Origin of the sequence: Anaeromyxobacter sp. Fw109-5 (assembly GCF_000017505.1) — a bacterium.
In the GTDB taxonomy this organism is placed as follows: Bacteria; Myxococcota; Myxococcia; order Myxococcales; family Anaeromyxobacteraceae; genus Anaeromyxobacter.
In genome coordinates, this window is record NC_009675.1 from 1,628,358 (window position 1) to 1,651,473 (window position 23,116).

19 protein-coding genes are annotated in these 23,116 nt (G+C 72.4%); 3 read left to right on the top strand and 16 right to left on the bottom strand.

The window, feature by feature from the left end; translation table 11 throughout:
• Positions 1-15 precede the first annotated feature (15 nt).
• The 8 genes from ANAE109_RS07320 to glp form a co-directional block, all read right to left on the bottom strand.
• Positions 16-1,686, bottom strand: coding sequence for an L-lactate permease (locus ANAE109_RS07320; RefSeq protein ID WP_011985751.1), 1,671 nt, complete (start codon positions 1,684-1,686; stop codon positions 16-18).
• 11 nt (positions 1,687-1,697) lie between these two features.
• The gene (locus ANAE109_RS07325) at positions 1,698-4,601 is read right to left on the bottom strand and encodes an FAD-binding and (Fe-S)-binding domain-containing protein (RefSeq protein ID WP_011985752.1); all 2,904 of its coding nucleotides are present in this window, start codon (positions 4,599-4,601) and stop codon (positions 1,698-1,700) included.
• A gap of 231 nt (positions 4,602-4,832) precedes the next feature.
• Positions 4,833-5,543, bottom strand: a complete 711-nt coding sequence (gene btsR, locus ANAE109_RS07330) for a two-component system response regulator BtsR (RefSeq protein ID WP_011985753.1) — start codon at positions 5,541-5,543, stop codon at positions 4,833-4,835.
• Positions 5,540-7,219, bottom strand: coding sequence for a sensor histidine kinase (locus tag ANAE109_RS07335; protein ID WP_011985754.1), 1,680 nt, complete (start codon positions 7,217-7,219; stop codon positions 5,540-5,542). Before ANAE109_RS07335 ends, btsR begins: the two co-directional genes overlap by 4 nt.
• 133 nt (positions 7,220-7,352) lie before the next feature.
• Positions 7,353-8,726: a CUAEP/CCAEP-tail radical SAM (seleno)protein gene (locus ANAE109_RS07340; protein ID WP_011985755.1), complete on the bottom strand. Its 1,374-nt coding sequence runs from the start codon at positions 8,724-8,726 to the stop codon at positions 7,353-7,355.
• 42 nt (positions 8,727-8,768) lie between these two features.
• Entirely contained in the window at positions 8,769-9,047 is a 279-nt protein-coding gene (locus tag ANAE109_RS07345; RefSeq protein ID WP_011985756.1) for an oxidative damage protection protein, read from the bottom strand.
• Between the two features lie 178 nt (positions 9,048-9,225).
• Positions 9,226-9,432, bottom strand: a complete 207-nt coding sequence (locus tag ANAE109_RS07350) for a helix-turn-helix domain-containing protein (protein WP_011985757.1) — start codon at positions 9,430-9,432, stop codon at positions 9,226-9,228.
• Positions 9,433-9,728: 296 nt separating this feature from the next.
• Positions 9,729-10,949: a gephyrin-like molybdotransferase Glp gene (gene glp / locus ANAE109_RS07355; RefSeq protein WP_011985758.1), complete on the bottom strand. Its 1,221-nt coding sequence runs from the start codon at positions 10,947-10,949 to the stop codon at positions 9,729-9,731.
• Positions 10,950-11,120: 171 nt separating this feature from the next.
• On the opposite strand from glp, the gene ANAE109_RS07360 reads away from it, so the two are divergent.
• Positions 11,121-11,861 (top strand): TIGR00266 family protein, encoded by a 741-nt coding sequence (locus ANAE109_RS07360; RefSeq protein ID WP_011985759.1) that lies wholly within the window; start codon positions 11,121-11,123, stop codon positions 11,859-11,861.
• 2 nt (positions 11,862-11,863) lie between these two features.
• Positions 11,864-14,596, top strand: a complete 2,733-nt coding sequence (gene rnr / locus ANAE109_RS07365; RefSeq protein ID WP_011985760.1) for a ribonuclease R — start codon at positions 11,864-11,866, stop codon at positions 14,594-14,596.
• 31 nt (positions 14,597-14,627) lie between these two features.
• On the opposite strand, the gene ANAE109_RS07370 is transcribed toward rnr, so the two are convergent.
• Positions 14,628-14,936, bottom strand: a complete 309-nt coding sequence (locus ANAE109_RS07370) for a hypothetical protein (RefSeq protein ID WP_041448183.1) — start codon at positions 14,934-14,936, stop codon at positions 14,628-14,630.
• A gap of 94 nt (positions 14,937-15,030) precedes the next feature.
• Here ANAE109_RS07370 and ANAE109_RS07375 point away from each other — a divergent pair, with 94 nt between their 5' ends.
• Positions 15,031-15,777 (top strand): sulfite exporter TauE/SafE family protein, encoded by a 747-nt coding sequence (locus tag ANAE109_RS07375; RefSeq protein WP_011985761.1) that lies wholly within the window; start codon positions 15,031-15,033, stop codon positions 15,775-15,777.
• A 220-nt stretch (positions 15,778-15,997) separates the two neighbouring features.
• Here the strand turns inward: ANAE109_RS07375 and ANAE109_RS07380 are convergent, their stop codons facing one another.
• The 7 genes from ANAE109_RS07380 to ANAE109_RS07410 all read right to left on the bottom strand — a co-directional run bounded on the left by ANAE109_RS07380 (position 15,998) and on the right by ANAE109_RS07410 (position 23,086).
• On the bottom strand, positions 15,998-17,173 hold the full coding sequence (locus tag ANAE109_RS07380; protein WP_011985762.1) for an HNH endonuclease: 1,176 nt from the start codon (positions 17,171-17,173) through the stop codon (positions 15,998-16,000).
• 657 nt (positions 17,174-17,830) lie between these two features.
• Positions 17,831-18,265: a CBS domain-containing protein gene (locus ANAE109_RS07385; protein ID WP_011985763.1), complete on the bottom strand. Its 435-nt coding sequence runs from the start codon at positions 18,263-18,265 to the stop codon at positions 17,831-17,833.
• Positions 18,266-18,267: 2 nt separating this feature from the next.
• On the bottom strand, positions 18,268-18,972 hold the full coding sequence (locus ANAE109_RS07390) for an ABC transporter ATP-binding protein (protein WP_011985764.1): 705 nt from the start codon (positions 18,970-18,972) through the stop codon (positions 18,268-18,270).
• An 11-nt stretch (positions 18,973-18,983) separates the two neighbouring features.
• Entirely contained in the window at positions 18,984-19,703 is a 720-nt protein-coding gene (locus tag ANAE109_RS07395; RefSeq protein WP_011985765.1) for an ABC transporter ATP-binding protein, read from the bottom strand.
• Positions 19,704-19,714: 11 nt separating this feature from the next.
• Entirely contained in the window at positions 19,715-20,815 is a 1,101-nt protein-coding gene (locus tag ANAE109_RS07400; RefSeq protein ID WP_011985766.1) for a branched-chain amino acid ABC transporter permease, read from the bottom strand.
• A gap of 11 nt (positions 20,816-20,826) precedes the next feature.
• Positions 20,827-21,681 (bottom strand): branched-chain amino acid ABC transporter permease, encoded by an 855-nt coding sequence (locus ANAE109_RS07405; protein WP_234945267.1) that lies wholly within the window; start codon positions 21,679-21,681, stop codon positions 20,827-20,829.
• Between the two features lie 256 nt (positions 21,682-21,937).
• Positions 21,938-23,086: an ABC transporter substrate-binding protein gene (locus ANAE109_RS07410; RefSeq protein WP_041448184.1), complete on the bottom strand. Its 1,149-nt coding sequence runs from the start codon at positions 23,084-23,086 to the stop codon at positions 21,938-21,940.
• Positions 23,087-23,116: the final 30 nt, after the last annotated feature.

A 23,116-nucleotide genomic window follows, 5' to 3' on the forward strand; every position in this document is an offset into this window, starting at 1 on the left:
GGCGCGCCGCGCCGTCTACTTCGGGACCATGCCCGTGAGCCAGTAGGCTTGCAAGAACGTGACGACGCCGACCAGGCAGGCGAGCACGAGGGAGTGCCAGAAGACGTAGCGCAGGATGACCCCCTCCTGGCCGTGCTGGTTCGTCGCGACGCTCGCGACGACGATGCTCTGCGCGTCGATCATCTTGCCCATCACGCCGCCGGTGCTGTTGGAGGCCGCGGCGAGGATGGGGCTCATGCCGATCTGCTGCGCGGAGACGACCTGGAGGTTCCCGAAGAGCACGTTCGAGGAGGTGTCGGAGCCGGTGAGCGCGACGCCGAGCCAGCCGAGGAGCGGCGAGAAGAACGGGAACATCCAGCCCGTGGAGGCGAACGCGAGCCCCATCGTCGAGTCGGAGCCGGAGTAGCGCGTCGTGAACCCGAGCGCGAGCATCGCGGCGATCGTCAGGAGCGAGAACCGGACGCGCTTCAGCGTGTGCAGGTAGGTCTTCACGAGCTCCCGGACCCCGAGCTTCAGCCACAGGCCCGCGACCACGCCGGCGAGGAGGAGGCTCGTGCCGGTGGCGGAGAGCAGGTTCAGGCTGAACTTCGCGGCCTCGGGGTGGAGCGCCTTCGCGACCGGCGGCGCCTTCAGCACGAGGTTGTGGAGGAACGGGACGTCCCAGGTCGGGTTGAAGATCCCGTTGAGCCAGGTCTTCACGGACGGCATGCCCCAGATGAACACGAGCACGGAGAGCACGATCCAGGGCATCCAGCCCATGAACGCGTCGCGCGGCGAGTGCTTGCGGTGCGGCGCGGTCCCGGCGGCGCCGAGGGACGGGCGGACCCCCGCCGGCGCGGCCGCTCTCTCGTCGGCGAAGCGCCACTCCTCCTTCGGCTGCCAGACCTTCAGGAACAGGTAGGTCGAGACGATGCAGGAGGCGGCCGCGACGATGTCGACGAGGGACGGGCCGAAGAAGTTGGAGACGACGAACTGCGGGATCGCGAACGAGAGCCCGGCGACGAGGCACGCCGGCCATACGCCGAGCATGCCGCGGAAGCCGGCCATCGCCCACACGAGCCAGAAGGGCACGATGAGCGAGAACAGGGGGAGCTGCCGGCCGGCCATCGCGGAGAGCGAGAGCTCGGGGAGGCCGGTCACCTTGGCGAGCGTGATGATGGGCGTGCCGAGCGCGCCGTAGGCCACCGGCGCGGTGTTGCCGATCAGGGCGAGGCCGGCCGCCGCGAGCGGCTTGAAGCCGAGGCCGATCAGCATCGCCGCAGAGATCGCCACCGGCGTGCCGAAGCCCGCGGCGCCCTCGATGAACGCGCCGAAGGCGAAGGCGATGAGGAGCACCTGGATGCGCCGGTCGCCGGCGAGGCCCGCGATGGTGTCCTTCACCACCTCGAACTTCCCCGTCTTGACCGTGATGTCGTAGACGAAGATCGCGTTCAGCACGATCCAGCCGATGGGCAAAAGCCCGAACGCCGCTCCGTACAGCGCGGTGGCGCCCGCCATCTGCGCGGGCATGCCGTACACGAAGATCGCGATCGCGAGCGCCAGCACGAGGCCGAGCACCGCCGCGACGTGCGCCTTCACGTGGAAGAACGCGAGCGCCCCGAGCAGCACCACGACGGGCAAAGCCGCGACGAGCGCGGAGAGGAACAGGTTTCCGAGGGGCGTGTACCCTTGAATCCAGGGACTCATACGAGCGGCTCCTACTGGGTGGGGTCGGCGATGCGCACCGCGGCGTGCGCGACTTCGGGTGGGGACGCGCGCACCGGCCGCGGCGACGCGCAGCGGTCCACGAGGACCGCGAGGGAGCGGTAGGGGATCCCGGAGTGCAGCGAGAGCCCGATCTCGCAGGTGCGCGAGGCGGAGAAGCCCTCGCGGCAGTCGGCCGGCAGCGCGGCGGCGAGCGGGGCGAGGGCCGCCGCGTTCAGCTCCGGGTGCGTGAACCCCCGGTCCCCCGCGAAGCCGCAACAGCCGACGCCGCTCGGGACGACGACGCGCTCGGCGCACGCGACGGCGACGCGCCGGTAGGTCTCCGCGAGCCCCGTCTTGGTCGCGCTGCAGGTCACGTGGAGTGCGATGGGCCCGGGCGCGCGCACGATCTCCAGCCGCGGGAGCAGGAAGCGGTCGATGAACTCGACCGGATCGAGGATGCGCAGCTTCCCCTGGGTCACGCTCTTCATGCGGTAGGTGCAGGGGCTCGTGTCGAAGACCACGGGGAGCGCCCCGTCGTCGCTCGCCGCGAGGAGCGCCTCCTCGAGCTGGCGCGCCTTCTCCTCCGCCTGGACGGGGAAGCCCTTCGACTCGAAGGGCATCCCGCAGCACAGGTCGGCCATGCCGTCCGGGAAGACCACGTCGCAGCGCGCCTTCGCGAAGAGCGACAGGAGCGCGGCGTACACCGGCGGCGCCTCGTCGCCGCGCGCGGGCCCCATCGTGCGGGCGATGCAGCTCGGGAAGTACACCGCCCGGAGATCCGCGCCGGTGGAGGTGCCGGTGAGGCGCGGCTTCACGGCGCGCGGCATGGCCGGGTTCCAGAGCGGCAGCCTCCCTCCGGTCGCCGCGCGCACGCCGCGCGCGACGGCGCCCATGGCGCCGGCACCCAGCACCGCGTGGGCCGCGTCGGCGGCCCGCAGGGCCGCCCGCGCCACCGAGCCCACCACGGCGAAGTGCTCGGCGGCGGAGGCCGCGATCCCCGGGTCGTCTCCGCGCCGCTGGGCGCGCAGCCACTTCGTGTGCGCGCCGGTGTCGATGCCGACCGGGCACGCGGTGGCGCACAGGCCGTCCGTCGCGCAGGTCTGGTCGCCCATGTACTCGTAGTCGGCCTCCAGGCGCTGGAGCAGGTCGGGATCCTCCGCGGTGACGCGCAGCCGCGCCAGCTCGCGCTGGACGACGATCCGCTGCCGCGGGGTGGTGGTGAGGTCGCGCGACGGGCAGCGCGGCTCGCAGAAGCCGCACTCGATGCAGCGGTCGATGATCGGGTGCGCCCGGGGGAGCGGCTTCAGCGCCTGGAGGTGGGCGCGCGGGTCGCCGTTGATGATCACCCCGGGGTTGAGCAGCGTGTGCGGGTCGAGCAGCGACTTGATGCGGCGCATGAGGCCGTACGCCTTCTCGCCCCACTCGAGCTCGACGAACGGCGCCATGTTCCGGCCGGTGCCGTGCTCGGCCTTGAGCGAGCCGTCGTACTTGCGCGCCACCATCTGGCAGACGTCGTCCATGAAGCGTGCGTAGCGCGTCACCTCCTGGACGTCCCCGAACTCCGGGGTGAAGACGAAGTGGAGGTTCCCGTCGAGCGCGTGGCCGAAGATGATCGCGTCGGAGTAGCCGTGCGCGGTCAGGAGCCGGCGCAGGTCGACCGTGCCCTCCGCCATGCGGGCGATCGGGAACGCCACGTCCTCGATGACCACCGTGGAGCCGATCGGGCGCGCCGCCCCCACGGCGGGGAAGAGGCCGCGGCGGATGTCCCACAGCCGCTCGTACTCCGCCTTCACCGGCGTGAAGGCGACCGGGGAGAGGGTGGGGACCGGCGCCAGGCGCGCGAGGCACTCGGCGATCTGCGCGTGGAGCGCGGCCGGATCGGGGGCGCGCGTCTCGATGAGGAGCGCCGCCGCGTCCTCCACGAGGCCGCGCAGCTCGGCGGGCATGCCGGGCTTCCCCTCGACCGCGCGGAGCGAGGCGCGATCCATGAGCTCCACCGCCGACACCGGGCCGCCGGCCAGGAGCTGCGTCGCCCGCGCGGCCTCGCCGATGTCCGGGAAGAACGCCAGCGCGCTCGCCTTGTGCGGCTGCTCGACCACGGTGCGGTAGGTGATCTCGGCGATGAAGGCGAGGGTGCCCTCCGAGCCGACGAGGAGGTGCAGCAGGATGTCGACGGGGTCGTCGAAGTCCACGAACGCGTTGAGCGAGTAGCCCGTCGTGTTCTTGATGCGGAACTTCTCGGCGATCCGGGCGCGCAGCGCGGGGTCCGCGCGGAGCTCGTCGCGGACGGCGGCGAGCCCGCGGAGGAGCTCGGGGTGGCTCCCGGCGAGGCGCGCGCGCGAGGCCGCGTCGGCGGTGTCGACGAAGGTCCCGTCCCAGAGGACGAGCTTCATGCTCTCCACGGTCCGGTACGTGTTCTGCGCGGTGCCGCAGCACATCCCGGACGAGTTGTTCGCGGCGATGCCGCCCACCATGCACGAGCCGATGGAGGCGGGGTCGGGCCCGAGCTTGCGCCCGAAGGGCGCGAGGGCGAGGTTCACGTCGGCGCCGATCACGCCCGGCTCGCAGGCCACCCGCTCCCCGCCGTCGAGCACGGTGAGCCCGCGGAACCCTCCCGCCACCAGCACGAGCACGGAGTCGGAGATGGCCTGGCCGGAGAGGCTCGTGCCGGCGGCGCGGAACGTGACGGGCAGCCCGAGCGCGGCGGCCTCGCGCAGCACCCTCGCCACCTCGTCGGCCGAGCGCGCCTGCACGACCAGCTTCGGGATCAGCCGGTAGAAGCTCGCGTCGGTGCCGAAGGCGAGCCGGCGCAGGGGATCGGCGATGATCCGATCCCCGGGGAGGTGAGGGGCGAGCGCGTCGTGCAGGCGCCGGTACGGCTCGGGCAGCGCGCGAAGGTCCTTCCGCTTGGGCATGGCCGCCGAACTCCAGCAAATCCGGAGGGGTCCGCACGGGGGAACTGCGCGACCGGCGTCCCCCGCCTCCCGTGCGGTCGCAGGGGAGGGGTGAGCGGTGGACGGGCGGACGAATGACGCTCTGCGTGATCGGGTGGCGCCTCGGCCGGAGACGAGCGGATCGGGGAACGCCGCTCGCGGTGAGCATGTCGAACCGCGGGCGAGCCCGATCGACTCGAGCGGGCACGGCCATCACAGCCCCAGCCGCTCCCTGAGCGCCGCGAGGAACCTCCGGCTCACCGGCACGAGATGCCCGGCGCGGGTGCGGACGGTGGCGGCGGGATCCTCGCCGGGCCGGATCTCGTCGATGCGCTCGAGGTTCACGAGGTGCTGCTTGTGGCAGCGCACGAGGCCGCCGCGCTCCTCCAGCACGCGCAGCGTGAGGTCGGTGAGGAACTCGCCCGCGGCGGTCACGACGTACACGCCCGCCGCGCTCGAGCGGACGTGATCCACCTCGGCGAGCGGGACGAGCTTGATCGCCTTGCCCGCCAGGCATGGGACGCGCGTGAGCGGGGGCGCGGGGACGGTCGGGCGCGGCGCCGGGGAGGTGCGGCGGGCGAGCTTCTCGACCGTCTTCGCGAGCCGCTCGCGCGTGACGGGCTTCAGGAGGTAGTCCGCCGCGCTCTCCTCGAACGCCCGCAGCGCGAAGGCGTCGTGCGCGGTCACGAACACGACCGCCGGCAAGACGTCCTCGTCGAGCATGGCGAGGAGCTCGAACCCGTTCACGACCGGCATCTGCACGTCCAGGAACAGGACGTCCGGCCGCTCGCGCTGGACGGCGTTCAGGGCCTCCACGGCGTTCGGGCACTCGCCCGCGATCTCGACGGCCCCGGTCTGCTCGAGCAGCGCGCGCAGCTCCGCGCGCGCGCCGGGCTCGTCGTCCACGATGAGCGCTCGCATCATGCCGCGCGCGCCTCCAGCGGGACGCGCACCGTCACCCGCGTCAGCTCGGCCGGCACGCACGAGACGCTCACCCCGAAGGCGCCGCCCATGAGGCTCTTGATGCGCCGGTCGACGAGGGTCATCCCGAGCCCGTCGCCGGCGAGCGGAGCGCGCCAGGTCCCGGCGTTGTCCTCGACGTCGATGAGGGCGACGTCTCCCTCGCGCCGGGCGCGAATGCGGGCCACCCCGCGGTCGAGGGTGGCGGCGAGCCCGTGCTTCACGGCGTTCTCGATGAGCGGCTGCAGCGTGAAGGTGGGCAGCTCGACCGCCAGGAGCTCCGGGTCCACGTCGATCTCGACGACGAGCCGGTCCGGGAAGCGGGCCCGCTCGATCTCGAGGTAGGAGCGCACGTGATCGAGCTCCTCCTCGAGGGTGGAGAGCTCGGCAGAGCGCTTCAGGTTCTTGCGGAAGAAGTTGGAGAGGTGCACGAGCAGCGCGCGCGCCTGCTCCGGCGCCGTGCGGGTCGCGGCGATGATGGTGTTCAGCGCGTTGAACAGGAAGTGCGGGTTCACCTGCGCCTGGACGAGCTTCAGCTCGGCGCGGACGAGCAGGTTCTTCTGGCTCTCGTAGCGCGCGCGCAGGAGCTGCTCGGAGAGGAGGTGGGCGAGCCCCTCTCCGAGGGAGCGGTTCATGCTGCGGAACCGCTTCGCGCGCGGCTCGAAGAGCTGGACCGTCCCGATGATCTGGCCGTCCACCTCGAGCGGCACCACGAGCGCCGAGGCGATCGGGCAGGTCGGCGAGAGGGGGCAGCGGTAGCGCTCGCGGCGCCCGTCGGCGAACACCACCTCGCGTCCCTCGATGGCGCGGCGCGTGAGCGGGGAGGCGATCGGGGCGCCCGGGCGGTGGTGATCGAACCCTGCCCCGACGAAGGAGAGGATCGTGTCGCCGTCGGTGATCGCGACGGCGCCGACCCCGGTCTCCTCCTGGATGATGGTCGCGAGCTCCACCGCGACCTCGCGGTTGAAGCCCTTGGCGAGCGGCTCGAGCGTGCGCTCCGCGACCCGGAGCGCCTTCGCGGAGGTCATCGCCCCGACCTTGTCGTAGAGGTTCGCGCGATCCCGCAGCACCGTCATGAACAGCGCGGCGCCGGCGGCGTTCGCGAGGATCATGGGCCCCGCGATGATCCGGATGAGGGCGATCACGTCCGCGGTCGGCCGCGAGACGAGGAGCAGCATCCCCATGTGGCCGACCTCGCCGAGCGCGGTGAGCGCGCCGGCGAGCCTCCAGCTGATGATCCGCTCGGGCGTCCCGCGCCGCGTGAAGTAGAGGTGCACGAGCCCCGCGATCAGCCCCTCGAGCGAGGTCGAGATGGCGCCGGACATCGCCGTGATTCCGCCCAGCGAGATGCGGTGCAGGCCGGCGGTCACGCCCACGGCCCCGCCCAGCGCCGGTCCGCCGAGGAGGCCCGCGAGCACGGCGCCCATCGCGCGCGTGTTCGCGACCGCGCCGCCCTCCAGGCGCAGGCCGAGGTAGGTGCCGAGGATCGAGATCCCCGAGAAGAACAGGTAGAGCGAGAGCCTCGCGCGGGGGCGCAGCCAGTCGGTGCGCTGCGGCCGGAACGCGGGCGAGCGGCTGTACAGGTGGAACAGCACGAAGAAGACGGACATCGCCTGGAGGAGCGAGAGGAGGAGTCGCATGGCGAGGCCGGTTCGGGGTGCCGGGGGGCGACGATAGCCAGGGCGGCGCTCCGAGCGCAAATGCGGCCGTCGGCGGTCCGCCGCGGTGCGTCGGTCACTCGAGCGGAGCCAACTGCCCCGCGGTGGGCTCCGATCAGCAGAACCAGGACTCGGTGAGGCGCGGGACGCGCCGGCGGTCCGGAGAGAGCACGCGGACGTGGCCGTCGGGGAGCCCCGCCGCCGCGAGCGCGAGCGACCGCACGCGCGCGATCGTGGCGAGCGCTGGCTCGCCCGCCCCGACGCCGGCCTCGACCGCCGCCGCGACCCGCGTCTGCAGCGCGTCCATCCGCGGATCGGGGTGGCGCCACCGCCAGGTGAGCGCGGCGGGGTCGAGCCCGTCGAACGGGATCGTCGGATCGCCCTCGAGCAGCGACCCGGGCGGCACGAGCAGCCGGATCGTGAGCTGGACGGGGTCGAGGTTCTCGAGCCAGGCGCGCGCCTCGAGCAGCTCGAGGAGCTCGAGGTAGTCGTCGAGCGTCGCCCAGGGGGTGAACGGCAGGAGCGAGGGGCGCAGGGGCACGCCGGCCGCGTCGGCGAGATCGAACGCGGCGAGCGCGTCGGCGCGGGTGTGACCCTTCGCGAGCCTGGCGAGCACCTCGTCGGAGAGCGACTCCACGGCGGAGGTGACGAAGAGCGCGCCGAGGCCGGCGAGCTCGCCGAGCGCGTCCCCCGCGCGGAGGAGGTGCTCGACCTTCGCGGTGAAGTCGAACGTGAGGGCCGGGAACCGGGCGTGCATCGCGCGCGCGACGCGGAGGGCGTGCTCCGGGCCGTTCAGGAAGTCGGGGTCGCCGAAGGTGACGTGCTCGACGCCGCGCGCCACCTGCTGGGCGACGTCCTCCACGACGGCGTCGACGGGAACCGCGAAGAACCGCCCGTCGTAGACGGCCGGGAGCGGACAGTGCCGGCAGCGGTGCTTGCAGCCGCGGCTCGCCTCCGCGTAGCCGGCGAGCCGGAGCGAGCCGTCCGCGGCGGCGAGCCGGGCGTAGCGCTCGGCCGGCGGGAGCCCCTCGCGGCTCGGGATGGGGTAGTCGAGCCGGCGCCGGAGGGCGGCGGCGCCGCCGCGCTGGACGAACCGCGCGAGCGGCTCCCCCCGCTCGACCGCGCGGGCGAGCGAGACGAGCTCCTCGTCGGACTCGCCGCCGAGCACCGCGGCGGCGCCGGCGGCGAGGAGGAGGTCGGCGTGGAGGGGCGCGTACACGCCGTGGAAGCAGAGGACGGCCTCCGGCGCGAGGGTCCGGATCCGCGCCGCGGCCTGCAGGCCGAGCCGGAGGGCGGTGTGCATCGGGACCGACAGGGCGACGAGCCGTGCGCGCCGCACGCGGCTCGGGTCGAGCGGCTCGACTGCCAGATCGAGCGCCGCGGGGGAGAACCCGGCGCGCTCCAGGAACGCCTTCGGGAGCGCCACGCCGTGGGGCGCGTGCCCGAGCTCGTAGGTGGAGACGAGGAGGATGTCGCCGGGGGATCGCACGCGAGGAGGCCCGCCGGAGCCCTCGGGGCCCGCCGACGGGCGCTAGCCCTTGGAGCGGGGGGGGCGGTAGTCGGGCGGGAGCTGCGCGCCCTCGCTGAAGAAGAACTGCTCCGCCTGCTGGTACAGGATCTCCTGCGAGCGCGGATCGGCGGGAGAGAGCCGGTACTCGTTCATGATCATCTTGAAGTGCTCGAGCCAGAGCTTCCAGGCGTCCTGCGAGACCGAGTCGTAGATCCGCTGCCCGAGCTCGTTCGGGAACGGCTTGAAGGTGAGCCCCGGCAGCTCCTTGCCGAGCTTCTTGCACATCACCATGCGAGCCATTCCGTCTCCCTTTTCCGGTGGGTTCGTGGACCGTAAGAGGCTGGGAACATAAGCGATCTCCCGGTGGGATGCACGCCCGCGCGCTCCGGGGCGTGTACCGGGCCTCACCGGAACGCACCGCGGCCCCGGCCGAGCGCCCGATTGGCGCTCGGCCGGAGCCGCGGGAAGGCGACCGTCTTCAGGAGAGCAGAGAGGTCGGCGAGACGGCCAGCGCCTTTGCGAGCGACTCGAGCGTGTCGAGCGGCGGCGTGCGCTGCCCGCGCTCGAGCATGGAGATGTAGGAGACCGAGAGGCCTGCCTTGGCGGCGAGGGCCTCCTGGGAGAGCTTGCGGCGGAGCCGCTCGCTCTTGAGGTTCACGGCGAACTTGTCTGCGAGACCAGGCATCTATGCGACTCCTGCGAGCTGCCCCCGGAGGTGAGTTGCGGATTCCGCAACGCCGAATGGCGCGTTCCGCAGCGTCAGCCATACCATTCCACGCCGAGTCTGGCCAGCGTCGTTCCCACGCATAGTGTGTCCGTGTACTTGCGGCTCCCGGAGCGGCGGCGCTCCCGGAGTCACGGACGGCCGAGGCGAACGCGCCGCGCCGCGCGGTCTCTCGCGAGCGACCCGCGGTGCGTGCACGCGCACCGGAAGACGCGGAGCGCCTCGCCTGCCGCTCGAGCGCGGCCGGACCTCCCCCATCATGGCTCCGGGGGAGCCTGTAGCAGCACGGCCTCGATCTCGGTGCCGCGGGCCAGCCGCGCGCGGCCGGCGGGGAGCACCGCGAGCGCGTCGTGCCCCGCGACCGAGGTCAGGTGGCCGGAGAGCTGCGTCGGGAGCGGCTCGACCACGAGGCCGGTCCGGCTCCGCCGCACGCGGGCGCGGACGAACACCGCCAGCTCCGCCGGCTTCTCCTGCGCGACCGCGAGGCGCGCGGGGACGGTGACGCGGCCGGTGCCCGCGAGCCCGGCGAGCGCGCGGAGCGCCGGACGGGCGAACAGCTCGAAGGTGACGAGCGCGCTCGCCGGGTTGCCGGGGAGCCCGAAGACCGCGGTCCGCTCCCAGCGACCGAAGGTGAACGGCTTGCCGGGGCGCATCGCGACCTTCCAGAAGTCGAGCCGGGCGCCGGCCCGCACGAGCGCGTCGCGGACGAGATCGCGCGTCCCGACCGACACGCCACCCGTGGTGACGAGCGCGTCGAGCCCGCGCGCCGCCTCCAGCGCGCGCGCCAGGGTCTCCGGGTCGTCGCCCGCGATGGGCAGGAGCACGGGATCCCCGCCCGCCTCTCTCACCGCCGCGGCCAGCGCGGGGCCGTTCGACTCGTGGATCTGCCCAGGGCCTGGGACCCTGCCGGCGGGCACGACCTCGTCGCCCGTCGGCAGGATCGCCACCCGCGGCCGTCGCCGGACCGCGAGCTCGGTGCGGCCGAGGCCGGCCGCGAGCCCGATGACGCCCGCGTCGATGACGGCCCCCGCGGCCAGGGCGACCGCGCCGGCGGCCACGTCGGAGCCGGCGCGGCGCACGAAGCGGCCGGCCTCGGCGGCGCGCCGGAAGGCCGCCGGACCGCGACCGGCGCGGCGGACCTCCTCCTGCATCTCGACGGCGTCGGCGCCCTCGGGCAGGGGCGCGCCGGTGAAGATCCGGCAGCAGCTCCCGGGGGGCAGCGGCGCCGGCGCCGGCCGGCCGGCGTACACCTCGAACGCCACGGGGAGCCTCGCGCCCGCGCGCGGCGCGTCGGCGGCGCGCAGCGCGTACCCGTCCATCGTCGCGGCGTCGAACCCGGGGACGTCGCGGGCGGCGGTGAGCTCCTCGGCGAGGGCGCGGCCGAGCGCGTCGGCGAGCGGTACGCGCTCGGCGGCGAGGGGGGCGACGTCGGAGAGCGCGGCGAGGATACGGGCGCGGGCGGCGGCGGGCGTGAGCACGACCGCGTTATACCGCGCCGGCGCCCTTCTTCCCGCCGTGCGCGCCTCGCCGCGCGTGTACACTCCCGCGCCATGACGTGTCCCTCCTGTGGCGCCGCCGCGTCGAGCGGTGCCTACTGCTCAGCGTGCGGCGCGCGCCTGGCCCCCGTGTCCACGGTCGGCGAGGGCGCCGTGCTGACGACGACCACGGCCGGGTCCGCCTTGCGTTACCAGCTCGTCGGCGGCAGCGCCTTCGCCGCGGCGCGCGTGGAGCTCGCGCCCGACCAGGCGATCCGGGCCGAGGCCGGCGCGATGGTGTCGATGAGCGGCAACGTCGACCTCCAGTCGCAGCTGCAGGGCGGGCTGCTCGGCGCGCTCAAGCGGGTGGTGTCGCGCGAGTCGCTGTTCGTCTCCACGTTCACCGCGCAGGGCGGCGCGGGCGAGGTCATCCTGGCGCCCCCGGTGCCGGGCGACCTCGTGGGCGTCGAGCTCGCCGGCCGCGCGCTCCTCGTGCAGTCGTCCTCCTGGCTCGCCTCGGAGCCGGAGGTCCAGCTCGACACCGAGTTCGCCGGCTTCCGCGGGCTGTTCGCCGGCGAGGGGCTCTTCTTCATCCGCGCGTCGGGGCAGGGCACCGTCCTGCTCTCGTCGTTCGGCGCCATCGTGCGCCGGCCGCTGCCGGCCGGCGCGCGGTACGTGGTGGACACCGGGCACGTGGTGGCGTTCGACGCGCGCATGCCGTTCCAGGTGCGCAAGGCGAGCCGCCGCGGGTGGATGCGCTCGCTGCTCTCGGGCGAGGCGCTCGTGGCGGAGTTCACCGGCCCTGGCGAGGTTTACCTGCAGACACGCAACCTGCGCTCCCTCGCGGGCGCGCTCTTCCCGTTCTTCCCGACCCAGCAGAAGGGCGGGGGGCTCGGCCAGCTGTTCGGAGAATAGGCATGGGGCACGAAGGCCAGGAGCGGCGGCGCACGGCGCTCGTCGAGGAGCTGCGTCGCGCGGCGGGAAAGCCGCTCTCCATCCGGGAGCTCATGCAGCGGGCGAGGATCCACCCCGGCGAGCGGACGGACGTGAAGCGGGCGCTGCGCGACCTCACGCGCGAGGGCGTCCTGCTCCGCGACGGGAAGCGCTTCTCGCTGCCCGGCGCACGCCCCGCGGCCGCGCCGGCGGCCGCGCTCGCCCCCGTGGGCGAGCGGCGCGGGATGCGCCGGGCCGGCCGCGGCAACGAGGTGGTGGGCACCCTCAAGAAGCACCGGGACGGCTACGGGTTCGTCGCCAGGATCGACCGCAAGGGCGACGACGTGTTCGTCCCGCCCGGCGAGGCGGCCCAGGCGCTGGACGGCGACCTCGTGCGGGTCGAGATCGTCCCCGCGCGCGGCGGGCGCACCGCCGGGCGGCTCGTCGAGGTGATCGAGCGGCGCCGGCGCCTGCTCATCGGCACCTACCACGCCCGGGGCGCGCGCAGCTTCGTCGTCCCGGCGGACGAGGAGCTGGGCGAGGCGGTGCCGGTGCCGGAGACCGCGGCGGCGCAGGACGGAGACGTCGTGAAGGTCGCGCTCGAGCCCGGGACGGCGCGGCTGCAGGGCGCGGTGGTGGAGGCCATCGGGCGTCCCGGCGAGCCGCGCGTCGAGGTGCTGAAGGTCGCCTACGCGAAGGGCTTCGCCGACGTGTTTCCGGAGCCCGTCCGCGCCGAGGCGGAGGCGACGCCGGATCGGGTCCGCCCCGAGGATCGCCAGGGCCGGCGCGATCTCACCGCCCTCCCGCTCGTCACCATCGACGGCGAGGACGCGCGCGACTTCGACGACGCCGTTCACGTCGAGCGCCTCGAGGGCCGGAAGGGGCTCTACCGGCTGGTCGTCGCCATCGCCGACGTGGCGCACTACGTGCGACCCGGCGCGGCGCTCGACGCCGAGGCGGGGCGGCGCGGGACGAGCGTGTACTTCCCGATGCAGGTGCTGCCGATGCTGCCGGAGCGGCTCTCGAACGGCATCTGCTCGCTCAACCCCGACGTGGACCGCCTGTGCATGGTGGCGGACCTCGTGGTGGACGAGCACGGCGAGACCCGCTCGGCCGAGGTGTACGAGGGCGTGATGCGGAGCGCCGCGCGCTGCACGTACACCGAGGTGGCGAACGTCGTCGCGGGCCAGTCGGTCCCCGGCCGCGATCGCTTCCGGGAGCGGTTCCTGCTCATGGCGGAGCTGCAGGAGAAGCTCACCGCGATGCGCGGCCGCCGCGGCGCCCTGGACTTCGACCTGCCCGAGGCGAAGATCGTGCTCGGCGAGGGCGGCGAGGTCGTCGCCATCGAGAAGCGCCCCCGCAACCGCGCGCACCGGATCGTCGAGGAGTTCATGCTCGCGGCGAACGAGGCCGTCGCGCGCTGGTTCGGCTCGCGCGAGCTGCCCACCATCTACCGGATCCACGACGTGCCGGACGAGGAGAAGCTCCAGGCCTTCCTGGACCTCGCCGAGTCGCACGGCTTCGAGGTGCCGGAGGTGCCGGGCCCGCGCGCGCTGAACGCGCTCCTCGGGCGGTTCCAGGGCCACGCGCAGCAGCGCGCGCTGAACCAGCTCCTGCTGCGCGCGATGATGCAGGCGGTCTACGCCACCGAGAACATCGGCCACTACGGGCTCGCCGCCCAGCACTACCTGCACTTCACCTCGCCCATCCGCCGCTACCCGGACCTCGTCGTGCACCGGCTCCTGAAGGAGGAGTGGGCGCGGCGGCAGGGGCAGCCGGTGCGCGAGCCGTCGCCCGCGGCCCTGGCGGAGATGGCGGCGGTCTCCTCGGAGCGCGAGCGCGCGGCGATGGAGGCGGAGCGGGACATCGCCGCCTTCTACGCGGCGCTGTTCATGAAAGACAAGGTCGGCGAGCGCTACGAGGGCGTGATCTCTGCCGTCGTCGAGTTCGGGCTGTTCGTCGAGCTGAAGCGCTGGTTCGTGGAGGGGCTCGTGCGCCTCGAGGACCTCGGGGGCGCGCCGGAGCTCGACACCGAGCTGCACGCGCTCGTGGATCGCACCACGGGTCGCGCCTTCCGCGTGGGCGACGAGGTCACCGTCGACGTGGTCTCCGCGAGCCCGATCCGCCGCCGCATCGAGCTGAAGCTCGTCGAGGAGGCGAAGGCCATCGGGAAGCCCGCGGCGAAGGGTCGGCGGCGGCGCGAGGCGGAGCCGGTCCTCGCAGAGGCGGGGCCGGAGGAGGCCGATGCCCGGGGAGCCCGCGCCCCGCGACGCGGGAAGCCCGCCCCGGCGAGCGCGCCGCCAGCGGCCGGTCGCCGGCAGCGCAGCGGCGAGGGGCATCGCGAGCACGGGGTGAAGCAGGGACCGCGGGCGCGCACCGGCGGAGGGCGGGAGCAGCAGGGCGAGCGGCGTGGCCGGGGAGGAGAGGGGCGCGGCCGCGGAGGTGAGGGGCGCGGTCGCGGAGGAGGAGAGGGGCGCGGTCGGGGAGGAGAGGCGCGCGGTCGCCGAGGTGAGGGGCGCGGTCGGGGAGGAGAGGCGCGCGGTCGGGGAGGAGAGGCGCGCGGTCGGGGGCCGTCCGAGCGAGCCGGGGGTGCGCCGGGCAAGGTCGGCTCGCGCCGCGGTCCTCCCGGCAGGAAGGGTGGAGCCGGGAAGGGGGCCGCGAAGCCGTCCAAGGGTGCCAAGGGCCGGGGCGGCGGGCGGCGCCGGCGGGGGCGGTAGAGCGCTCGGCTCGCCGCAGGGCGGCGACACGTCAAGCCGAAGGCGGCTTCCCGCGAAGCGCGGCGAGGAAGCGTCGCGCCTCCTCGAGCGGGCCGGGGCCGTGCCCGAGGTGCGGCTCCGCCTCGGCGCGCGGGACGAGGCGCACGTCGCCCGGCGCCTCCGGGTCGAACGCGACCGCGAGGTGCCGCGCGGAGAGCGCCCGGAAGAAGGGCTCCCACCCGCAGCGGCCGGAGACGTCGCCGTGCCCCACCAGGAGCGGCGTGCCGTCGCGCACCGCCGGCGAGAGGCGGCTCCGCCCTGCGGCGTGGATGATCTCGCCCCGGTCGACGGTCGTACGCATCGGGACCTCCGCGCGGGATCTGCCGCGGCTCGCCGGCGCCTGCAATCGCCCTGCGGGGGCTGCGCGCCAGGCGCGTTCCTGTTACTCACGTAGCGTGACGCTCGGCGACGGCTTCCTCGTGACCGCCTCGGCCGCCGCCGCCGGCCTCATCAACGCGGTCGCGGGCGGCGGGACGCTCCTCACCTTCCCGGCGCTGCTCGCGGCAGGGCTCGGCCCCGTCCACGCCAACGCGACGAGCACGGTCGCGCTGTGGCCAGGGCAGCTCTCCTCGGTCTGGGCCTACCGCCGCCACGTCGGCGAGGAGCGGCGGCGCGCCGTGGTGCTCGGCGTACCGGCCGTGCTCGGCGGCGCCATCGGCTCGACGCTGCTCCTCGCGCTCCCCGAGACGGCGTTCGCGGCGGTGGTCCCCTGGCTCATCCTGTTCGCCTGCGCGCTGCTGGCGCTGCAGCGACCCATCGGGCTGTTCGTGCGGGGGCACGCGGTGGGGAATCACCCCGTGGCGCACTGGGTGATCCAGCTGCTCATCTCGATCTACGGCGGCTACTTCGGCGCGGGCATCGGCATCCTGATGCTCGCCGCGATGGGCATCCTCGTGCCGTCCTCGATGCAGCACGCCAACGCGCTCAAGGTGCTGCTCGCTCTCCTCACGAACGGGGTGGCGACCCTGCTCTTCGCCGCCAGCGGGAAGGTCGATCTGCGCGTCGCGGCGCTGATGGCGGTGGCGTCGCTGGCGGGCGGCTGGATCGGCGCGCTGCTGGCGCAGCGGCTGCCCCCCGCCGGGATGCGCGCGTTCGCCATCGCCGTCGGCCTGTTCGCGGCGGGGAAGATGTTCTTCCGGTAGGGGCGGACTCGACCCCGACCCCGACCTTGTCATTCATCACATCGGCACGCCCCGGGCTCGGGACGAGGTGCCGACCGCGCGACCGCGGTGGGCACGCGAGAGGGAGCAGTACGAGCGAAAAGATGCGGGCACGAGGGGCCGGAGAGGCGGCGTCGCCGCGCGTCCGCCGCGTCGCCGCGCCGCGCTGCGGTCGGCTTAGCTCTCGTTCCGCCGTCAGCGGTCACGTTGCCCACAAGCCCTGCTGAATGGCAGCTGGGGCGGTGCCGGCATGCCCCGTCCGCTCGGAGACGCTCTCACGCCGGAAGCGATCCATGTGCTCGCGCCCGTAGGTCTGTTCGGCGTGCAACAGGTTGTGCGACTTGCAGGCGACTCGGAGGTTCTCGACCGTCGAGGGTCCGCCCAGGGCCTGCGGGTGGATGTGGTCGAGCTCCAGCTGCCAGCGGCTGTTGCAGCGCCGCCCGTCCGGAGCGACCCAGGCGCAGCGTCCGCCGTCGCGCTTCCAGACCTCGCGCCGCACTATCGCCGGGATCGTGCTCGTGGGCGCGGCGGACTCGGCGGAGGGACGTGGCTCCCGGTCGGTCCCCCGCTGCCGCTGCGGCGCGACCGCGCCCTTGCGCCTGCCGTGCTTCTCGATGGCGCAGCGGATGGCCTCCCGGAGCACCCCCGCGAGATCGCCGTCCGGGAACTTGTGCGAGAGCAGCGCGGTGAGCGTCTCGAGGTCCTCCTTGCAGGCCCGGTCGATGGTGACCCGCAGCGACCAGCCGCTCTCGCTCACCGCACGGGTGACCGCCCGCGTCCTCTGGCGAGACGGGTCGGACGGCGCGGGCATCGTGGCGGGGGACACCCCGGCAGCAGCGGCCGACGACGGCGGCGCGAGCGGCGACTCCTGCGGCTCGGCAGGTCCGGCATCCACTGCCGCCAGCGGCAGCGCCGGGGCGCTCGCGGCTGCAGCGCGGTCGGGCAGCTTGCGCAGGCCCGCCCGCGGAGCGGTGCGCGCCTGGAGCGAGGCGACGAGGTGATCCACCTCCGCCTTGGTGCGGTACGCGGCCCGGCCGACGAGGTCGGGCAGGTTCTCCTCGGTCAGCACCTGGCCGAGCAGCTGGACGGTGGAGATGCAAAGGCGGCCATCTCGCAGGGCGTCCTCGAGGCTGGGGAACCGGCGCAGCACCCGCATCGCCTGGATGCGTCGCCCGGCCGCGCCCTCGCGCAGGTGGAGCACCTCCAGGCAATACGCCCAGAGCGAGGGGTAGCCGGCGTCCACGTACGCGCGGCGGCGATCGAACACCTCGAGGTGGAGGAGGAACTCGACCTGGACGTCGCGCTCCTGGCCTGCGAGCTCGCGCAGGCGCTGGGCGAGGAGGGTCGAGTCGAGGGCGGAAGGGGCGATCGCGGGCATGGTGCACCTCCTGTGCACCCTTCGTAACACGCGATGTGCGGCTCGCCTGGAACGCACCAGGCTCGCGCCTGCGCTGCGTTCCGGCCCCGCCCCTTCGCCGTCCATGCGGCGCGCCGGACGCGCACGGCGCGGCCTGCCTGCGCTCGCGAGGTACGTGCTCTCGACGTACCGCGGACGTCGAAGCGCGCTTCGCCTCGAACCTCGTCAAGAGGGCGACGTTCACCCACCGCAACTGGGACTCGCGGGGCTCGCAAGAGCTGTCGCTGGAGATAGCAGGGACTATTAGTGAATGCCGCTAGACGGTTGCGCGACCTTCCTCGGACCTGCTCCGCCCGCTCCCCAGTCCTCGCGTCGACGGCGACGAAGACCCGCCCGTGCGATGCGCGAGGCGCGCCGGGAACCGAGCGCCTCTCCCCTCGATGCCCGAGCCCTCTGCGTCGAGCGGCGGCACACAACCCCGCGCGCGCGCGTGCTGTCGCCGTGGGATGTGACGAATGAAGAGACCCCGACCCCGACCTTGTCATTCATCACATCGGCTCGTCCTGGACTCGGGACGAGGTGCCGACCGCGCGACCGCGGTGGGCACGCGAGAGGGAGCAGTACGCGCGAGCGAAAGGCGGGCGGAGTCGCCGCGCTCCGCCGCGTCGCCGCCTTTTCCTACGGCGCGCGCGCCGAGAAATGAATGAGCGCCTCGAGCGCGTTGGTCGTCGTCAGGATACCGACGAGGTCGCCGCGGTCGTCCACCACGATGACGCCGTTCAGCTTCCGGTCGTGGAGGAGCTTCGCCGCCTCCGAGAGCGGTGTCCCGACCTTGACCGCGTGCGGGCTCGGGTTCATCGCCGCGGTCACGGGCGTCTTCGAGAGCAGGTAGTGGAGCTCCCACTGGTCGAGACTCGTCGCCTTCGCCGGCATGTAGCCGAGCAGCATCTTCTCCGTGACGAGGCCGACGAGCTTGCCGCCCTTCATCACCGGCAGGCGCCGGATGTTCTTCTCTCGCAGGAGGTGGATCGCCTCCACGATCGACGCGTCGTCCCCGATGGTGATCGGGTTCCGCGTCATCCAGTCGCCGACCGTGAGCTTCGTGTCCGCCATGATCACATCCCCAGGAAGGCCTTCTTCACGTGCGCGTTGTCGAGCAGCTCGGCCCCGGTGCCGGAGAGTACCACCCGGCCCGTCTCGAGCACGTAGGCCCGATGGGAGATGCGCAGCGACTGGAACACGTTCTGCTCGACGAGGAGGATGGTCGTCCCCTGACGGTTGATCTCCTTGATGATCTCGAAGATGTTCCGCACGAGCAGCGGCGACAGCCCGAGCGAGGGCTCGTCGAGGAGCAGGACGCGGGGGTTGCCCATGAGCCCGCGGCCGATCGCCAGCATCTGCTGCTCTCCGCCGGACATCGTGCCGCCGAGCTGGCTCTTGCGCTCCGCGAGGCGCGGGAAGAGCGAGAACACCCGCTCCATGTTGCGCTCGCGGTCCTTGCGCGTGGCCTTCACGAACGAGCCCATGCGCAGGTTCTCGGTGACCGTCATCTCCGGGAAGATGCGGCGCGCCTCCGGCACCTGCACGATCCCCAGCTCCACCACCTTGTGGGAGGGGACGTGCGAGAGCTCGTGACCCTCGAACATGATGGACCCGTCCGTCGGGCGGACGAGGCGGGAGACGTTCTTCAGGATGGTCGACTTGCCGGCGCCGTTCGAGCCGACCACCGTGACGATCTCGCCCTGCTTCACCTCGAGGTCGACGTCCCAGAGGACCTGCAGGTCGCCGTAGGCGAAGTTGAGCTTGCGGATCTGCAGCATGGGGTCTCCCGTCACTCGACCCGCTCGCCCAGATAGGCGGCGATGACGTCGGGGTTGTCGGCGATCTCGCGGGGCCCGCCCTCGGCGAGCTTCTCGCCCGAGTTCAGGACCACGATGCGGTCGGAGATCCGCATGATGGCCTTCATGTCGTGCTCGATGACCATCTGCGTGAGCCCGCGCTTCTTGAGCTCGAGGATGAGCTGGATGATCTCCTCCGACTCGGCGGGGTTGAGGCCGCCCATCACCTCGTCGAGGAGCAGGAGCTCGGGCTTCGTGGCGAGGGCGCGCGCGACCTCCAGCTTCTTGCGGTCGCCGATGGGGAGCCCGCCCGCGGGGAACTCCGGCTTGTGCTCCATGCGGACGACCTTGAGCTGCTCCATCGCGAGCTCGCGCGCGACCTTCAGGCTCGAGGTGCGGGCGAGGGCGCCGACCATCACGTTGTCCAGCACCGAGAGCTTCGCGAGCGGACGGACCTTCTGCCAGGTCCGCACCATGCCGAGCCGGCAGACCTGATCCGGCTGGAGCCCGTTCAGCCGCGTGCCCTTGAACGTCACCTCGCCCTTCGAGGGCGGGTAGTAGCCGGTGATGCAGTTGAAGAGGGTGGTCTTGCCCGCGCCGTTCGGGCCGATGAGGCCCATGATCATCCCCTGCTCCATGGAGAAGGAGACGTCGGAGTTCGCCGCGAGCCCGCCGAAGAACTTGGAGACGTGCTTGATTTCGAGGATCGCCATGGTCGCCTCCGTCAGGCCGTCGCGGCCGGCTCGGTCCGTCCCCGCGCGGCCGTGCGGCGCACGCGCGCCGCGATGCGCCGGATCACGCCGAGCACGCCCTCGGGGGCGAAGAGGATCACGATCACCACGAGGATGCCGTACACGAGCAGGTGCGCGTTGGAGAGGTTCGCCTCGACGAACCGCACGAACCCGGAGTCCGAGGAGAGGATCCCGAGCTGAACGAGCCCCTTGGGGTTGCGGAGCACCTCGGAGAGGGGGACGAGGACCATGGCGCCGATGACCGGCCCGAGGATCGTCCCGATCCCGCCGATGATGCAGATGAGGACGAACTGCACCGAGACGTCGAGGCCGAACACCGTGTTCGGGTCGATGAACTTCACGAACATCGCGTAGAAGCCACCCGCCCACGCGGTGAACGCCGCGGAGATGGCGAGGGCCACGTTCTTGTAGAAGGCCGGGTTGATGCCGAGCGAGTGCGCCGCGTCCTGGTCCTCGCGGATCGCCTGGAAGTAGTACCCGAGCTTCGAGTGCTGGACGAGGTAGTTCGCCACGATGGTGATCACCGCGAGCCCGAGCGCGGCGAAGTAGAACGGCCGCTTCGTGAAGAACTCGATCTCGGTCGCGCCGATCTTCAGGGCAGGGATGTCCGACAGCAGGAAGCCCTCGGCGCCGCGCGTGAAGTCCTTGAAGTGGAGGGCCGCGAGCCGGATGATCTCGGCCACCGAGATGGAGGCGAGCACGAAGTACGGGCCGCGCAGGCGGAACGTGATGCTGCCGATGACGAGCGACAGCGCCACCGCCGCCGCGATCGCCGCCCAGATCCCGATCCAGGGGGCGATCTTGTTCAGCTCGAGCAGCATCGTCGTGACGTAGGCGCCGATGCCGAAGTACGCGGCGTGGCCCACCGAGTACTGGCCGGCGTAGCCGCCGACGACGTTCCAGGCCTGGCCCTGGATGATGGCGAGGAACAGCACGACGCCCATGTGCAGGACGTACGGCTTCTTCACGAAGCTCGGGAACGCCCACAGCGCCGCGACCGCGGCGACGAACAGGACGAGCCCGAGGACGGAGAAGCCGCGCGGTGCGCGGGAGAGCAGAGGAGGCCTATCCATGGAGTGCTCCCTTAGGCCCGGGTCTTCCCGAGGAGGCCGGACGGCTTGAACAGGAGGAGGCCGAGGAACAGCACGAAGGTGACGAGCTCCTTCAGGCCCGACGCGATGTACACCGCCGAGAGCGACTCGGTGACTCCGATGATGAGGCCGCCGAGCGTCGCGCCGATGACGCTGCCCATGCCGCCCAGCACCACGATCACGAACGCCTTCAGCGTGAACGCGCTGCCGACCTGGGGGAAGATGTAGTAGGTGGGCGAGATGAGCGCGCCCGCCACCCCGGCGAGCGCGGACCCCAGGCCGAACGCCAGCACCGACATCGCCTTCACGTTGATGCCCATGAGCTGCGCCGCGTCGCGGTCCTGCGCGGTGGCGCGGATCGCCTGGCCGGTGTCCGTCTTGAGGAGGAACCAGTAGAGCGCGCCGGTGATCGCCGCGGTGATGAGGAAGGCGTAGAGCAGCGGCTGCGAGATCGAGATCCCGCCCACGGAGAAGCTCGAGGACGAGTAGGAGGTGGTCAGGATCCGGTAGTCGGACGTGAAGGCCAGCATGATCGAGTTCGACATGATGAGGCCGAGCCCGATCGTGAGCAGGATCTGGTTCTGCGGGAGCGCGTTGAGCACGCGGTTGATGATCGTCTTCTGCAGGAACGCGCCCCACAGGAACAGGAGCGGGGCGGTGATCACGATCGAGAGGAACGGATCGATCCCGAGCCAGGAGAAGACGATCCAGGTCGCGTACATCCCCAGCATGAGCAGCTCGCCTTGCGCGAAGTTGATGATGCGCATGACGCCGAAGATGATCGTGAGACCGATCCCGATGAGCGCGTAGACGCCGCCCACGAGGATCCCGCTGATCACCGATTGCATGAACACGGTCATTCGGCTGGCTCCGCGATGCTCCGTTCGAGGGTGAGACACGGACGAGAAGGCGGGCGAGCGTACCCAAACAGGCGCGCCGACTTCAATATCCGTCGGCTCGCCGCGCGCCGAAAATTCGCGACCGGCGCTCGGCGGAAGGTGACCGGCGCCGGAAAACGACGGGGCGGCGGGCCCGCGTCCGGCCCGCCGCCCCGAGAGCTTCAGCTTCGCCAGGCGCGGCTCGTGCCGCGCCGCGGCGGGACGATCACTTCCAGGTGAACGGGAAGACCGCCTTCTTCTTCGCGAGCTGCTTCGGGTAGACGGTCACCGACTTGCCGCCCTGGTACTGGATGACCGGCATGATGAGCTTGTTCTGGTTCGTGAACCCCTCGTAATCCTGGAAGTCCACCTCGCCCATGATGCCGGTCCACTTGCCGGCCTTGAGCTCCTCCTGGATCTTCTTGCGGTCGCCGCCCGCCTTCTGCGCCGCCTCGCCGACGACCATCATGGCCGCGTACGCGCAGGCCGCGTGATAGGTCGGCTTCTTGCCGTACTTCTGGCGATAGCGGTTCGCGAACTCCTCCGCCCCCGGCGTGCTCTCCGGCGTCCACTGGGTCACCGAGAAGACGAGGTTGGAGATGTCCTTCTCGCTCTCGAACTGTGCGGTGTCGAACCCGGCGCCGCCGCCGAGGAACGCCTGCGGCTTCAGGCCGACCTCGCGCGACTGCCGCATGAGCAGGATGGCGTCCGCGACGTAGGACACCATGAAGACGAGGTCGGGGTTCGCCGCCTTGACCTTCGTGAGGGTCGAGCGGTAGTCCGGCGCGCCCTTCTGGTAGGCCTCGTCCCCGACGACCTTGAGGCCCTTCTTCTGCGCGTAGTCCTTCCCCGCGGTCGCCACGGAGGTCCCGAAGTCGGTGGACTCGTAGATGAAGGCGATCGTCTTCGGCTTGCCGAACTCGAGCGCCGCGTCGAGGAGCGACTGCGCGTACTGGTGCGCCGGCGCGTTGAGCCGGAAGACCCAGTCGTACCCCTGGCGCGTGATCTCCTCCTTCGCGGCCGCGGGCACGACCTGGGGCACCTTGTACTGGTTCGCGAGCTTCGCGACCGCGTTCGCCGTCGCCGAGGTGTAGGGGCCGACCACCGCCGCGACCTCGTCACCCGTCGCGAGCTGCTCCATCGCGCTCATCGACACCTGGGGCTTGCCGGTGTCGTCCTGCTTGATGAGCTGTACGTTCACGCCCTTCTTCTTGAGATCCTCGACGGCCATGTCGACGCCGTTCGTGAGGTTCTCGCCGATGGGGGCCTCGGGGCCGGTGATGGAGTTGATGAACCCGATCTTCACCTGCGCCTGGCCCGCGCCCGGAAGGGCGAGGCTGAGCGCGGCGAGGGCCGGGGCGAGCATCTTCTTCATGTGCCGCTCCTTGCGAGAGGGTGAAACCCT